Origin of the sequence: Rhizobium sp. N621 (genome assembly GCF_001664325.1) — a bacterium.
Lineage (GTDB): Bacteria > Pseudomonadota > Alphaproteobacteria > Rhizobiales > Rhizobiaceae > Rhizobium > Rhizobium esperanzae.
The window spans coordinates 4,380,798-4,395,486 of sequence record NZ_CP013495.1; the positions used below are offsets into that span (position 1 = coordinate 4,380,798).

The window sequence follows — 14,689 nt, forward strand, 5'->3', positions numbered from 1 at the left end:
CTGAGAACGAAGCGTACCGATTCGCCCGTTCCCTCGCTTGAAATGCCCAGTTCCGGGGTCTAAGAAGCCGCAGCTTGTTTTTCCAGGAGGGCTCCATGACAGCGCGCAATCTTTTCCTGCTGCCGGGTGACGGCATCGGTCCCGAGGCCATGGGCGAGGTCCGCAAGATCATCGCCTATATGAACGAGGCGATGAATGCCGGTTTCGTTACCGACGAAGGCCTTGTCGGCGGCTCTGCCTACGATGCCCATGGTACGGCGATCTCGGAAGCCGACATGCAGAAGGCGCTTGCCGCCGACGCCGTTCTCTTCGGCGCGGTCGGCGGCCCCAAATGGGATAGCGTGCCTTACGAAGTGCGTCCGGAAGCCGGCCTGCTTCGCCTGCGCAAGGACCTGCAGCTCTTCGCGAACCTGCGTCCCGCCATCTGCTATCCGGCTCTTGCCTCGGCCTCGTCGCTGAAGCCGGAACTGGTCGAAGGCCTCGACATTCTGATTATCCGCGAGCTGACGGGCGGCGTCTATTTCGGCGAACCGAAGGAGATCATCGACCTCGGCAACGGCCAGAAGCGCGGCATCGACACGCAGGTCTACGATACCTACGAGATCGAACGCATCGCCGGCGTCGCTTTCGAAATGGCCCGCACAAGGCAGAACCGCGTCTGCTCCATGGAAAAGCGCAACGTCATGAAGTCGGGCGTGCTGTGGAACCAGGTCGTGACCGAAACGCATAAGGCGAAATATTCCGACGTTCAGCTCGAACATATGCTGGCCGATGCCGGCGGCATGCAGCTCGTGCGGCAGCCCAAGCAGTTCGACGTCATCGTCACCGACAATCTTTTCGGCGACATGCTCTCCGACGTCGCCGCCATGTTGACCGGTTCACTCGGCATGCTGCCCTCGGCTTCGCTCGGCGCGCCGGATGGTAAAACCGGCAAGCGCAAGGCGCTCTACGAGCCGGTGCACGGTTCGGCCCCCGACATCGCCGGCAAGGGCATTGCCAATCCGATCGCCATGATCGCCTCCTTCGCCATGTGCCTGCGTTACTCCTTCAACCTGGTGAAGGAAGCCGACGATCTGGAAAAGGCGATCGCCAACGTGCTCGACAAGGGCATCCGCACCGGCGACATCATGGCCGATGGCGCAAGGCAAGTCGGCACCGCCGAGATGGGCGATGCGATCCTCGCCGAGTTCAAGGCGCTTTCCGTCTGATATATTTCACGTGAAACAGTTTCCCGCCCTTCGCATCACGCATGCGGAGGGCTTTTTCATGTGAGGCCGAGCAGCCGCAGCCGGGTCGGCCGAAATATCCGAAACGGACTATTCTCAGCCACAATCTCGTGTATTTTTGCGCCGAATTTTAACCCGGCAAAATCGAACGGACGACAGGATGCGGGCATTTTGGGCTTCCCTTGATAGGCGCTGGCGCCGCGGCAGCGTTGGCATGCCGCCCTTGCGCTGGCAGGCCTGCCTCTTCGTCACCATCAATGCCGTGGCTCTTTCCATGCTGCTCTTCGATGCCCCGGTCGGCGCCAGCGAACGCCCTGCGGCGGTGAAGCAGCTCGGCCAGCTGCTGACCGGCTTCGGCGATTCTGCCTGGCTGATCTGCATCAGCATTCTGCTCTTCTTTCAGGGCAGGGCGGGTTACAAGCTTTTGAAGAGCGCGCGCTCCAAGGCGCAGGCGCTTTATGTCAGCTGGATCGGCGCCTATCTCTTCACCACGGTCGTCTTCTCCGGACTTCTCGCCAATCTCCTGAAACGGGCGATTGGAAGGGCGCGTCCCGACCATTTCCACGATTACGGCATGTTTTCTTTCACACCCTTTTCGGGCCATGCCGCTTTCGAAAGCTTTCCGTCCGGCCATTCCACCACGGTCGGCGCCTTCTTTGCCGCTTTTGCGCTTCTGTTTCCGCGCTACCGCATTCTCTTCATCGCCTGCGCCATCTGGCTTGCCATGACGCGCGTCATGGTCGGTGCGCACTATCCAAGCGACGTTATCGCCGGCCTCGCACTCGGCGGCTGGTTCTCGCTACTGACGGCAATCGTCTTTGCCCGCTGCGGCCTGCTCTTCAAACTGGCGCCGGATGGCTGGCCGCTCGCCAAGCGCCTGTTCCCCGACGTGAAAAAGCCCGGCGTCTTGTGAGCGCCGGGCCGTTTTCTCGAGCATGTCAGACGCGAACGCGTCATCAATCCAATGCGTGGATATCCCTGTTCTTCGTCTCCGGCAGGAAGATCACGCCGATGACAAGGGTGATCGCCGCAAAGACGATCGGGTACCAGAGGCCGTAATAGATATCGCCTGCGGCAGCGCTCATCGCGAAGGCCGTCGCCGGCAGCAGGCCGCCGAACCAGCCGTTGCCGATGTGATAGGGCAGCGACATGCCGGTGTAGCGGATGCGGGTCGGGAAGAGCTCGACCAGAAGTGCCGCGATCGGGCCATAGACCATCGTCACATAGATCACGAGGACGAACAGGATGGCGATCGTGCCGATCCAGTTGACGCGATTCGGGTCGGCGACCATGGCGAAGGTGCCGCCATTGGCGATGTTGTAGACCGCCATGTCGGTGACGCCATTGGCTTCGTCCGCCGTCAGCAGCTTGCCTTCGACCAGCTTGGCTGCCGGCATGGTTTCCTTCTCGCCGGTGCGTACGGCCTCGGCATTGAGCGCAAGTTCCGGATTGGCGGCGATAAAGGCATCGAGCTTGGCATCCGGCACCTTGGCGACGCCGCGCTTCAGCGGGTAGCCGGCATCGTGAAGAGCAATGTTGACGCCTTTTTCAAAAGCGGCGGTCATGCCCTTCGCCTTGTCGCCGGCGGCAGCGGCGTCGAAGCTCGGGACCGTCGCGTTACCGACCTTCACCGTCGCCGGCTGTCCGGCGGGGCCGGGTACGACGTCATAAGGCACCGAGTTCTTGGTCAGGAACGCCGTCGCCACGTCGCAGGAGCTGGTGAACTTCGCCGTGCCCGTCGGGTTGAACTGGAACTTGCAGTCCGCCGGATCGGCCGTAACTGTTGCACGGATCGAGGCCTGCGCTTCGGCAAGTGCCGGGTTTGCCGTCCAGGTCATCGCCTTGAACAGCGGATTATAGGTCACCGCCGCGATGAGAAGGCCCGCCATGATGATCGGCTTGCGGCCGATCTTGTCGGAAAGGCCGCCGAAGATGACGAAGAATGGCGTGCCGAGGAAGAGCGCAATAGCGACCATGACATTGGCCGAGAAGAGGTCGACCTTCAGCACGTTCTGCAGGAAGAACAGCGCATAGAACTGGCCGCCATACCAGACGACCGCCTGGCCCATGGTGGCGCCGAGAAGCGCGATGAGTGCGATCTTGGCGTTCTTCCACTGCCCGAAAGCTTCGGTCAGCGGCGCCTTGGAGCCCTTGCCTTCCGCCTTCATGCGCTGGAATGCCGGCGATTCATTCATCTTCAGGCGAATCCAGACCGAAATGCCGAGCAGGACGACCGAGACCAGGAACGGTATACGCCAGCCCCAGGCGGCGAATTGAGCCGGAGCCATCAGCGACTGAACGAGAATGATGACGATCAGCGACAGGAACAGGCCGAGCGTTGCCGTCGTCTGAATCCATGAGGTGAAATAGCCGCGACGGCCGTTCGGCGCATGTTCGGCGACATAGGTCGCCGCACCGCCATATTCACCGCCGAGCGCCAGGCCCTGCAGCAGGCGCAACCCGATCAGGATGATCGGAGCAGCGATGCCGATGCTGGCGGCTCCCGGCAGGATACCGACGAGAAAAGTCGACATGCCCATGATCAGGATCGTCACCAGGAAGGTGTATTTGCGGCCGACGAGATCACCGAGACGGCCGAACACCAGCGCACCGAACGGACGCACCAGGAAGCCGGCGGCAAAGGCGAGCAGCGTAAAGATATTGCGCGTTGCCTCGGGATATTGGGTGAAGTAGGTCGCGCCGATATAGGTGGCGAGCGAGCCGTAAAGATAGAAATCATACCATTCGAAAACGGTGCCGAGCGAAGAGGCGAAGATGACCTTCTTCTCTTCGCCCGTCATCGGACCGGCCTTCGCGCCGTCGATGCTTGCGACATTTGCCATTGTCTGTCCTCCACAGAGTGATAAGCAACGCGCGCAGCCTACTCTCCTCAAAGCATACCCCTGGCCGCGACACGCCTGACGAGAGTGTGCCAGAAAAGACAGGCCGCAAAGAGAGATGCTTTGGGATTATGACTTTAGTCTAACGAGGCCGCGTTCCGTCACGCGCATCGGGGCGTTGCTCAGCCCTCCTGCCCGGCGATGACATTTGGCGGCGGGACGGTTTCAGCCGGTTTGCGAAAGGGAACCTGCTACGCCCTCAGCGCCTGCGCCGGCGATTGCCGGTAGGCAAGCACCGCCGGCAACGCGGCGAGAACGCCGGCAAAGGCAAGCAACACTCCCATAAGCCCGGCATCTTCCCGGGCGAAGCCAACCGGCATGGCGATGCCGCTGGTCTGGGAGAGCATGCCGGACAAGGTCAGCGCCGCGGCGAAACCGAGTGCAAATCCAAGTGCTATGCCGACCGCCACCAGGAAGAAGAATTCCAGGAAGACGATTCCGAAGATCGCGCCGCGCGGGGCTCCGAAGGCTCTGAGCGCGCCGATCTGACGACGGCGCTGGCCGATATGGATGACCGTGACCAGCACCAGCGAGGCCGCGACGAGAGCTTGCGCGCCGGAAGCGACCGCGACAAGGATCTGCTTGGCGTCGCCGAGCGTGGCGTAAAGATTGGTCAGGACCTCGCCGGGGAAGACGGCGATGGTATTGCCGTTGCGATAGTCCTGTCGAAGCTTATAGGCATCTGCGATCGTTTTCGGTTTGACGAGGATAGCCGGAAGGCCTGGAGCATCTGCGGCCCAGGTCTCTTTCAGCACGGCTTCCGGATCGAGCTTCCCATGATGATCATGCGCGTCATGATCGGCGCCGGCATGATCACGATCGTGTCCGCCCTCCTCGGCGCCTTCCGCATGCTCCTCGGCGTCCAGCCCGTGAATGTGCCAGACCGCCTGAATGGGAACGAGAATCGCCCGGTCCCAGGCAGTATCCGTCGGCCGCAGGCGGCCGACGACATGATAGGCGAGTTCGGTATGGGTTTCGCCCCCTTCTTCCGCCGAACCGTGCATCGGCTTGATTTCATCGCCGAGCGAAAGCCTGACCGCGGAGCCGATCACTGCCTCTCCTTCGTGCGTGAAAGCCTTGCCTTCGGCAAAATCACCGGACAGCTTGTTCGACATTTTTGCCGTCGTGCCGACGATCGGGTAGCCGGAGAAGGAATCGCCGAAGCCGATCGGCGCCGCCCAGTCGATTCGGGGGTCGGCGGCAAGTCTCGCCAGCACCTCGCCCGGCATCAACGGCAGGGGCGAGGGCTGCAGGAAGACGGAGGAGAGCACGAGTTGCGTCTCGCTGCCGCCGGCGCCGATGACGAGGTCGAACTTATCGGCGGCGCGCGCGCTGCCGAGGCGAAGCGCCCGCTCCTGCAGGACCAAGGAGACGCCGAGCGCGGTCGCAAGCGCCACCAACAGCACGACAACCAGCGATCCCGCCCACAGGCGGCGAAGATCGGCGCAAATGAAGCGGATCATGCGGCCTCCCCCGCAACGGCGATGGCATCCTCGCTGATCCGGCCGGAGCTCAGCGTGATGCGCCGGTCGAGACGGCCGGCGAGCCGTTGGTCGTGGGAAACGACGATCAGCGTGCTGCCTTCGGCATTGGCAAGCTCGAGGAGGAGATCGCCGACGGCCTCACCGCTTTCGGCGTCAAGGCTCGCGGTCGGCTCATCGGCAATGATGACACCGGGCTTGCGCAGCAGCGCGCGGGCGATCGCCACGCGCTGCATCTCGCCGCGCGACATGGTCTCGATCTTCTGGCCGGGCCGGGACAGGTTGACGGTGTTCAAAAGCACATGCGCCCGCTCGATGACGGCGGCCGTCGCGGCGCCGGCAAGCCGGGCAGGCAGAAGCACGTTCTCGAGTGCCGACAGGCCGGGGAAAAGATGGAATTCCTGCATGACCAGGCCGATATTGACGGCGCGGAACCGGTCGCGCCGGCTTTCCGAAAAAGCGGCGATATCCTCACCGTTCCAGCGGATCTGGCCCTGCCGCGTCCGCTCCAGACCGGTGACGACATTGACGAAGGTGCTCTTGCCGGAGCCTGATGCTCCTGTAATCGCGACCCTGCTGCCGGCCACGATCGACAGGCGGCCGATCGCCAGCGCCGGCGAGGAGAGGCCCGGAAAGGTAACGTCAAGGTTTTCGATATCGAGTGCGAGCATGTAGGTTCAAACAGCGAAATATTCGGCTTGGCGGATCCGCAGCAGGCTGACGAAGCCGGTTTCCGGATCCGTCCAGGAGCCGTATTCCAGCGTGCCGCGCACTTCGATTGTCTGGCGCGGCTGCACGAAGGTCTGTTTTTCCGAGAGATAAACCACGACGATATTGTCGGGCCAGTCCGCATCCGAAGAGCAGAAGGGGCAGAGCGACATCGGCACTTCGGTGAGTACAAAGAACTGCGCCTCGGCCTTCAGCGGCGGCGCCATGAAGCCCTTCATGCTGATTTCCTGGCCGGCAAGGCGCTTCACCTTGTCGGAGAATTCGAGGCCGAGCACGCCGAACTTACCATAGAGCTCGCCGAAGGAGAGCGAAGGATCGGCAGCGCGAACGATGGAGGCGGTAAAGGGAAGCACAACAGCGGCGCCGATCAGCCGGCGGCGGCTGAGATGCAGCGAAGAGAATATGTCCATGGCGACCTCCAGGAAGCAGATCCCGGCCGCTGAACGGCCGGGACCATGATCGACAAAAGAGGCAAGGCCGGCAAGCGGCCCTGCAAGATCGGCTTAAAATCAGTTCGTCTGCTTGGCGCCGAGAGCGAAGGTGTCGGCGAGCACGCGATAGACGTCGCTCTGTTCCATATAACCATGGAAGCCTTCGGCACCCGGACCCGCCGACTGCAACACGACGTCATCGACGGCGTGAACGCCGCTCTCGCTGCTCTTCGGAAGATTGCCCTGTACGAAGACGGCGCCGGGAACATCCTTATACTGTTCGTTGGCGACATATTCCTTCTTCTCGTTCTGGACGGCCGGAACGAAAGGACCGTCGAGCTTCGGACGGAAGGTCTCGTAGTGATCGGGGCCGTTGTTGGCGCTCAGGAACAGGCGGCGGCTGACGTCGATCTTGTCGGGATAACCGTCGCCATTTTCATCCTTGTAGTTCGGGAAGCCGGCCTCGGCGTAGGTGCCGACCTTTTCGCGCATTTCCGTGCCGGGCTTCTCGTCGTCGACGGTGCCGATGATCGATACGCCGTGCGTGTGGTCGCCGGTGACGACGATCAGAGTGTCCGGATGGGCCTTCTGGAATTCGCGGGCAACGCCGAACGCCTTGTCGAATTCGATGGTGTCGATAACCGCACGGTCCCAATCCAGCGGATGGGACATCTTGTCGATCGAGGAGCCTTCGACCATCAGGAAGAAGCCGTCAGCATTCTTCGAGAGGCGGTCGAGCGCAACCTTGGTCATCTCGACGAGACCCGGCTGGTTCGGGAATTTGTCGACGGTGCCCTTCTTCAGGAACTCGCGATCGAGCGTGACGTCCATATTGCCGGTGTGGAAGAGGCCGAGCAGGTTGCCTTCAGCCGACGCATTGGCGGCCAACTCGTTCTTGTCGGTCGCAAGCTTGTAGCCGGCATCCTGGAACAGCTTGATGTAATCCTGATTGTCCTTGCGCTTGGAGCCGGCGACTTCCTTGCCGAGGAAATAGGCCGAGCCGCCGCCAAGGATGACTTCCGGCTTCACCTCGAGCAGCATGCCGACGATGTCGGCCTTTTCGTTGCGGCTGCGGGTATGGGAAACGACCGCAGCTGGCGTCGCATCCTCGATCTCGGACGTCGCGACAATGCCGATCGACTTCTTCGTCGTGCGGCGAACGGCCTCGCCAAAGGTTTCGACGCGCGGGTCGTCGAGTGCGGCCGGTGTCCGGTCCGCATAGACGCCGAGCGCGTTGACGGCCGTCTTGTGCCCAGTCATGAAGGCCGACATGGTGTTGGCCGAGTCCGTGGCAACGGCATTCGTCGCTGACGTGCCGATAAAAGCCATATGATCGAGATCGTCCATATTCAGGCGGCCGTTCGCTTTGCCCTCGGTCATGCCCTTGGACATGATGCGGGCGGCGGTGCGATGCGCGACGGAAAGGCCGTCGCCGAGCAGGAAGATAATGTTCTTAGCCTTCGGCTGAGCGGCGGTTTCGTAAACGTCCCAGGTGACCGACTTCGTCTCATCGCCGGCGGAGACCTCGATCTTGTAGGCGCCGGGTTCCGAGATCTTCAAGCCGCGGAGCAGAAGAGCGGAACCGAGGGCCTTGTCTTCCTTGCCTTTTTCCAGCTCGATGAACTGCGCTTCGCCCCCGAGGACAGTCTTGTAATCCTGACCGTTGACCGTGACCTTCACATCTTCCGGCTTGACCTGCTTGTTGAGCTCGACCTTGAAATCGAATGGGGAGCCGGCAAGGATCGTCGCGCGATCAAGCGGATAGACTGTCGTCGCCTGAGCGGCGCCCGCGAGGATGGTGGTGGCCGCAAAGGCGGCGAGAAGCATACGCATGGAAAACCCCCGTTTTCGTTGCAGACATTAACAACCGGGCTGGGATATCTCCCAGGCATGACAGCGGCATGACAAAACGTCCGGGCTTGCGGCCGCCCCTTTTGACCTGCTGTCTGCTCACGCAAAAACCTTGACTCCTGTGGAAAACCTTCTAAGAGCAACAGCGGAAAAGGAATCTCCATGGTTCGCGACGAACACGCCATTGCCGCACGCGATGACCGGGCACGGGTTGCCGGGGTGGATATTGCCGTTCCGGTTTCTTCCAAAACCAAGGCCAAAACGACGACGAAAACCGTCTGACGTCTCTGGCCTGCCGCTCTCTCCCCGGCTCGGCTGGGGACAGGAAGACGCGATCCGTCGCGCCTTTCCCCTCACCGGACAAGAGGAGAGAAGAGAAAGAGAGCTTGAGAAATGGGTTTTAAAGTAGCAGTTGCGGGAGCGACCGGAAATGTTGGCCGGGAGATGCTCAACATCCTCTCCGAACGCGGCTTCCCCGCCGATGAGGTCGTGGCGCTCGCCTCGGCACGTTCGCAGGGCACCGAAGTGTCCTACGGCGACCGGACGCTGAAGGTTTCCAATCTGGAGAATTACGATTTCTCCGATACCGATATCTGCCTGATGTCGGCCGGCGGCGAGGTCTCCAAGAAGTTCTCGCCCAAGATCGGCCAGCAAGGCTGCGTCGTCATCGACAATTCCTCGGCCTGGCGCTATGACGCCGACGTGCCGCTGATCGTGCCGGAAGTGAACCCGGACGCCGTCACGCAGTTCACCAAGCGCAACATCATTGCCAATCCGAATTGCTCGACCGCACAGCTGGTGGTGGCGCTGAAGCCGCTGCACGACTTCGCCAAGATCAAGCGCGTCGTCGTCTCGACCTACCAGTCGGTCTCCGGCGCCGGCAAGGACGGCATGGACGAACTCTTCAACCAGACCCGCGCCGTCTTTGTCGCCGATCCGATCGAGAACAAGAAGTTCACCAAGCGCATCGCCTTCAACGTCATCCCGCACATCGATAGCTTCATGGAAGACGGCTACACCAAGGAAGAATGGAAGGTGCTGGCCGAGACGAAGAAGATGCTCGATCCGAAGATCAAGGTGACCTGCACGGCGGTCCGTGTGCCCGTCTTCATCGGTCATTCGGAATCGGTCAACATCGAATTCGAAAACGAGATCACCGCCGATCAGGCTCGCGATATCTTGCGCGATGCCCCGGGCTGCCTCGTCATCGACAAGCGCGAGAACGGCGGCTACATCACGCCTTATGAATCCGCCGGCGAAGATGCGACCTACATCTCGCGCATTCGCGAGGACGCCACCGTAGAAAACGGCCTCAATATGTGGGTTGTTTCCGACAATCTGCGCAAGGGCGCGGCGCTGAACGCCATCCAAATCGCCGAGCTGCTCGTCAATCGCGGCCTGGTCAAGCCGCGCAAGCAGGCAGCCTGATACCATTTGTAAACCGTAAGATGTTAAAGCCCTGCCCGTTGAGCGGGGCTTTTTCCGGGGCAAATACGACTGTATAAGCGCTCGCTGAACGATGATCGTGACAAAATCGCGAGTGGCTGGCATTCTCTTGCCCGCTTAAAAACTATGCAGATCGAGAGCGGGGTTTCTCAATGCGCATGACAAAGTTGTTTCTGGCGGCCGCTGCGGCAATGGGCGTCCTCCAAGCGGTACCGGCGTTCGCGCAAGGACCGCAATGTGGCAATACCAGCGCCGGCTTCGACGCCTGGGTCGCCGATTTCAAGCAGACGGCAGCGGCCAACGGCGTCAGCCAATCGGTGCTCAGCCGCGCCTTCGCCAACGTCAACTACAACAAGCCGACGATCGCCGCCGACCGCGGCCAGAAAAGCTTCAAGCTCTCCTTCGACGCCTTCATGCAGAAGCGCGGCGGTGCCGCCGTCATTTCCCGCGGCCGGTCGATGAAAGCGGCCAACCAGGCCCTTTTTGCCTCGATCGAACGCCGCTTCGGCGTTCCCGCGGGTCCGCTGATCGCAATCTGGGGTATGGAGACCGGTTTCGGCAGCTATATGGGCAATCAGCATACGCTCTCGGCTGTGTCGACCCTTGCCTATGACTGCCGTCGTTCGGACTATTTCACCGATCAGCTCTATGCTGCGCTCCAGCTGGTCTCCGAGGGTTATCTGAGCCCGCAGGCCAAGGGTGCCGCCCATGGTGAAATCGGCCAGACGCAGTTTCTGCCGCGCAACGTCGTGCGCTTCGGCGCCGACGGCGATGGCGACGGCCGGGTCGACATGGTCGGCTCCCGCGCCGATGCGCTGGCCTCGACCGCAAATTTCCTCAAGGGCCACGGCTGGCGTGCCGGCGCCGGCTATCAGCCGGGAGAGCCAAATTTCACCGCGATCCAGGGCTGGAACGCCGCCAGCGTCTATCAGCAGGCGATCGCCTATATCGGCCAGCAGATCGACGGCGGCACATAAGCCTTCATTGACAATGATACCTGGAGCTTTCCGGTCTAATCCGGAAAAGCTCTGGGAACGCCGCTGCGAAGGCGGCGTTTTTCATATGCGGGAATCAAAACCGCCGCCCGATGCCGTCTTGCGTCGTTCCTCCTGCGGCGGAGCCGGCACCACCGGCCCCGACACCACGCAATTGCGGCCGGAAGCCTTGGCGGCGTAGAGCGCCAGATCGGCGCGTTTGACCAGATCCTCGAAGTTCCGGTTGGCGGCGTCGTTTGCCCGGCCGGCGCATCCGAAGCTCGCCGTGACCTTGAGGAGATCGCCGCTCGCAAGAGGGATTTCCGCCGCCTCGATCGCCTGGCGCACGCGCTCGGCGACGATGGCGGCCTCGTCGGGCGTCGAATCCGGCAAAAGCGCCAGAAACTCCTCGCCCCCATGCCGCACCAAGAGATCGAAGGAACGAAAATTCTGGCGCGCGACGCCGGCGACGTGCCGCAGCACGGCATCGCCGGCATCGTGGCCGTGGATATCGTTGATCTTCTTGAAATGATCGAGATCGAAGAGGACGACGGAAATCCAGTGCGAGCCGTGCTCGGCCTGCGTAAGAAGCGCGGAGGCGGCGACCTCGAAGCCGCGCCTGTTGTAGAGCCCCGTCAGAAGATCGGTTTGAGCAGCGTTGCGCAACTCACCCACCAGCGTCTCCCGGTCCCGAGCGAGCTTGTCGATCAGCCGAAGTCCTCTTGCCGCCAGCATCATCACCAGCGTTGCGAGAATCAACAGGCCTGCGCACAGCGCCAGAATCTGTATCAGGTGTATGTGCGAGAGCGTGGAAAACTGCTCGCCGGTCTCGTGAATATCACTCGCAGCCTCGACCATCTTTTGCTGAAGGAAAGCCATGCGTTCGCGCTGTGCGGCCGCCCAGGCGTCGCCCATTGCGCGCGACGGCCGCGACCCGGCGAGAATGGCGTCGGTGATCGCATTCGCCTTCAGTTGGTCGCCGCGACCGAGATAGGCAACGATGTCGCGCACGATCGGCGCGGTCGAATGGAAGACCATGTGATCCATGCCGGCACCGAGCATGGTCTTGCCTTGAATGAACAATTCGATCGGAAATCTGGCAGAAACATCTTGATTGAGGTAACGAGTGCCGATTCCGGTAATCAATCTTTCGCCGTAGTAGGTCAGCAGGATGCCCATCAGCTGGTTGGATTTTTCAAGCAGCACCGGGTCGCTGATCAGCGGTGAAAGTGCGTCGACGACCGCAAGCTGCTTGAGAGCCGCATACCAGTAGATGGAACCGGGATTGCTGCCGGAATAACGGCCCTGGTCGACGGCGCTTCGCGCGGCGACGATACGGCTATAGGCAAGGCTGAGGGCCGACAATTCACCTGCAAGCCCTTGATCGAGCGTATCGCGAGGCGGCAAGCTGGCATAGAAAGCGCGGCGTTCTCGATCCAGCGTCAGTCGGCTTTGCTGCATGTCGACAGCAGTCCCCCTGCTGGGATGCGCGAGATGGCGGCGAGTGGCATCGATTTCGCTCAGGATTTCCGTGGCCGCGATCGAACCGCCACGCGCAAGTACGTCGGCGAACTGCCGGTCTTTCTCGAGATCTCTGTATTGCAGGATCGAAGTTCGAAGGACGAAGACGCCTTCAATGAGCATGAAGACGAAGGGCAGCAGGATGGCGGCCAGGATAACCTTTTTGATGGTTTCAAACTTCATCGCCAATCGCCACGTGGTCAAATGCCGGTCATGTGCAGCCGATTAGAAGCTTAACAGCAATCCTTAAAAAAGTGATAAACCGGTACGCTCCTAGATTTCGGGACGGATGAAATCGCGTGTTTCGGCGTCCATGACCCAGAGCTCGCCGGTCGAGATATCGAACCAGGCGCCATGAAGGTGCATTTTTCCTGCGTCCTCGAGCGCCTTTATTTCCGGGAAGGTTCTGAGATTGTTGAGCGAATTGCGAATGGAGACACGCTCCAACGCCGTCTGCCGCTCGGCCTCCGTCATCACGTCATTGCTCTGGATCTGCTCGGCTGCGGGTTTGACCAGCGACATCCACCGGCCGATGAAATCGCCGGGCGATAACGGCTCGGCATTCGGATCGAGTGCCGCCCGAATGCCGCCGCAGCGGCCATGGCCCATCACCACGATGTCCGAAACCTTCAGCGCCTGCACGGCAAATTCAAGAGCGGCCGATGTCGAATGGAAATGACCGTCCGGCTCGTAGGGCGGCACCATATTGGCAACGTTGCGGATGACGAAAAGCTCGCCCGGGCCGGCATCGAAGATCAGCTCGGGAGCCGCACGCGAGTCCGAACAGGCAATGACCAGCGTGCTCGGATTCTGGCCGTTTTCGGCAAGTTGCCGATACCTGTCGCGGGCGTCGGCATAACGCCCGTTCATAAAGTTGCGATAACCGTTCAGAAGGGTGTTTGGAAAACGCTGCATGCCTCTGGATTAGCGCGGGCGGAAGACAAGATCAACTGCTGCACCGCAAAATGCGCACATTGACAAATGCGTCATTTTTTCCGCCGCTGCGCCGGATGTACGAGCCGGCGCATCTGCACCATGGCCATCGGCGACGACAGGCTGGACGCATCGCTGGCCAGCATCAACTCGTTGCTGCCGCGCTTGACCGCACGCGCAAGCACTTCGAACACGCTGGCGGTGGCAAGCTGCAACGCCTTTTCATCCTCGAGGCCGGACAGCAGGCGCGACAGAAAAACGGCGGCCAGCAGGTCGCCGAGACCATTCGGCGGATTGTCGACGACCCGGTGCTCGGCAAGAAGCGCGTGACGGCCGGAAAGGTAGAGGTTGCCGGTGCCACCCGCCATCATCGGCACCGCCGAGGTGACGAGCATGCGCGACGGCCCGAGCGCCAGCGCCGCCTCCATGATCGCACTGTTGTCGTCGAGCGCTGCTCCCGACAGCCAGGCGAGCTCGTACCGATTCGGCGTTGCGAGCGAGGCCAGCGGAATGAGATGATCACGAATGGCCTCGGCCGTCGCTTCCGGCACGTAGAGGCCGCCGAGATCGCCCATTACCGGATCGCAGACATAAAGCAGTTCGGGATTGTTTTGCCGGAGCGCAGCGATCAGCCGACCGACCGAGCGTGCCTGGGCAGCATTGCCGAAATAGCCCGAAAGCACCGCCCTGACTTCACCGATCCAGGGCGCACGGATCAGGTCGTCGATCGCCGCGTCGAAATCGGCTTCCGCAAATGTCAGCCGCGTCGAACGGCCATGGCCGGGGTGCCACGGCAGGACGATGGTCGGCAGCGCCCAGACCGGATGGCCGAGCGTCTCCAGCGCAAACACCGCCGCCCGGTTGCCAACAGAGCCACGCACGACATGGCTGGAAATAACGATGACTGCGCCCGCTGCATTTTCCGACATGAAATCGAGGTCCGAATGATGATGGCGTTTGATGATCTTTTTGACGCCGGGCTGTCAACCATTCTTCACGTGAGCATGGAAATGTGCCGCGAAAGCAAAGCCGGAAGAGAGGCCTTGCCAATGCGTTTTGGCCTCGAAAGCGAAAAAATCTCTGCCAATTTCCCATTTCCGCCGGCAAAAAAGCATCAAAACAATGCCTGAGTCCTCTCTTTTAGAGATTTCTTCGAGAAATCTTCTGCTAGCTTGCGAAAAATCAGTCCATTGCGGG

The 14,689-nt window shown here is 61.3% G+C and carries 13 protein-coding genes and 1 pseudogene; 6 read left to right on the forward strand and 8 right to left on the reverse strand.

Annotated elements, in window-relative coordinates; genetic code table 11:
* The first annotated feature begins 95 nt into the window (after nt 1-95).
* Together leuB and lpxE are read left to right on the forward strand one after the other, a co-directional pair.
* Nucleotides 96-1,208 (forward strand): 3-isopropylmalate dehydrogenase, encoded by a 1,113-nt coding sequence (gene leuB, locus AMK00_RS21015; RefSeq protein WP_064805753.1) that lies wholly within the window; start codon nt 96-98, stop codon nt 1,206-1,208.
* Nucleotides 1,209-1,386: 178 nt separating this feature from the next.
* Nucleotides 1,387-2,139, forward strand: coding sequence for a lipid A 1-phosphatase LpxE (lpxE, locus tag AMK00_RS21020; RefSeq protein WP_189637618.1), 753 nt, complete (start codon nt 1,387-1,389; stop codon nt 2,137-2,139).
* 43 nt (nt 2,140-2,182) lie between these two features.
* On the opposite strand, the gene AMK00_RS21025 is transcribed toward lpxE, so the two are convergent.
* From AMK00_RS21025 to AMK00_RS21045, 5 genes are all read right to left on the reverse strand, one after another.
* Nucleotides 2,183-4,069, reverse strand: a complete 1,887-nt coding sequence (locus AMK00_RS21025; RefSeq protein ID WP_064805755.1) for an MFS transporter — start codon at nt 4,067-4,069, stop codon at nt 2,183-2,185.
* A gap of 248 nt (nt 4,070-4,317) precedes the next feature.
* Complete coding sequence (locus AMK00_RS21030) at nt 4,318-5,589, reverse strand: ABC transporter permease (RefSeq protein WP_064811588.1); 1,272 nt, start codon at nt 5,587-5,589, stop codon at nt 4,318-4,320.
* Complete coding sequence (locus tag AMK00_RS21035) at nt 5,586-6,278, reverse strand: ABC transporter ATP-binding protein (RefSeq protein ID WP_064811589.1); 693 nt, start codon at nt 6,276-6,278, stop codon at nt 5,586-5,588. The genes AMK00_RS21030 and AMK00_RS21035 overlap by 4 nt, the downstream gene beginning before the upstream one ends.
* 6 nt (nt 6,279-6,284) lie before the next feature.
* Complete coding sequence (locus tag AMK00_RS21040) at nt 6,285-6,746, reverse strand: hypothetical protein (RefSeq protein WP_064811590.1); 462 nt, start codon at nt 6,744-6,746, stop codon at nt 6,285-6,287.
* A 99-nt stretch (nt 6,747-6,845) separates the two neighbouring features.
* Nucleotides 6,846-8,600, reverse strand: a complete 1,755-nt coding sequence (locus AMK00_RS21045; RefSeq protein WP_064811591.1) for an alkaline phosphatase — start codon at nt 8,598-8,600, stop codon at nt 6,846-6,848.
* 68 nt (nt 8,601-8,668) lie between these two features.
* On the opposite strand from AMK00_RS21045, the pseudogene AMK00_RS32655 reads away from it, so the two are divergent.
* From AMK00_RS32655 to AMK00_RS21060, 3 genes and pseudogenes are all read left to right on the forward strand, one after another.
* Nucleotides 8,669-8,900: pseudogene (locus AMK00_RS32655) on the forward strand (hypothetical protein).
* Between the two features lie 111 nt (nt 8,901-9,011).
* Entirely contained in the window at nt 9,012-10,046 is a 1,035-nt protein-coding gene (locus AMK00_RS21055; RefSeq protein WP_020922622.1) for an aspartate-semialdehyde dehydrogenase, read from the forward strand.
* Nucleotides 10,047-10,216: 170 nt separating this feature from the next.
* Nucleotides 10,217-11,041, forward strand: a complete 825-nt coding sequence (locus AMK00_RS21060) for a lytic murein transglycosylase (protein WP_064811592.1) — start codon at nt 10,217-10,219, stop codon at nt 11,039-11,041.
* Between the two features lie 81 nt (nt 11,042-11,122).
* Here AMK00_RS21060 and AMK00_RS21065 read toward each other — a convergent pair whose 3' ends face one another.
* The 3 genes from AMK00_RS21065 to pdxY form a co-directional block, all read right to left on the reverse strand.
* On the reverse strand, nt 11,123-12,742 hold the full coding sequence (locus tag AMK00_RS21065; RefSeq protein ID WP_064811593.1) for a GGDEF domain-containing protein: 1,620 nt from the start codon (nt 12,740-12,742) through the stop codon (nt 11,123-11,125).
* A gap of 90 nt (nt 12,743-12,832) precedes the next feature.
* Complete coding sequence (locus AMK00_RS21070) at nt 12,833-13,474, reverse strand: carbonic anhydrase (RefSeq protein ID WP_064805767.1); 642 nt, start codon at nt 13,472-13,474, stop codon at nt 12,833-12,835.
* A 71-nt stretch (nt 13,475-13,545) separates the two neighbouring features.
* Nucleotides 13,546-14,421, reverse strand: coding sequence for a pyridoxal kinase PdxY (gene pdxY, locus AMK00_RS21075; protein ID WP_064805769.1), 876 nt, complete (start codon nt 14,419-14,421; stop codon nt 13,546-13,548).
* A 15-nt stretch (nt 14,422-14,436) separates the two neighbouring features.
* On the opposite strand from pdxY, the gene AMK00_RS21080 reads away from it, so the two are divergent.
* Nucleotides 14,437-14,622 (forward strand): hypothetical protein, encoded by a 186-nt coding sequence (locus AMK00_RS21080; protein ID WP_064811594.1) that lies wholly within the window; start codon nt 14,437-14,439, stop codon nt 14,620-14,622.
* Nucleotides 14,623-14,689: the final 67 nt, after the last annotated feature.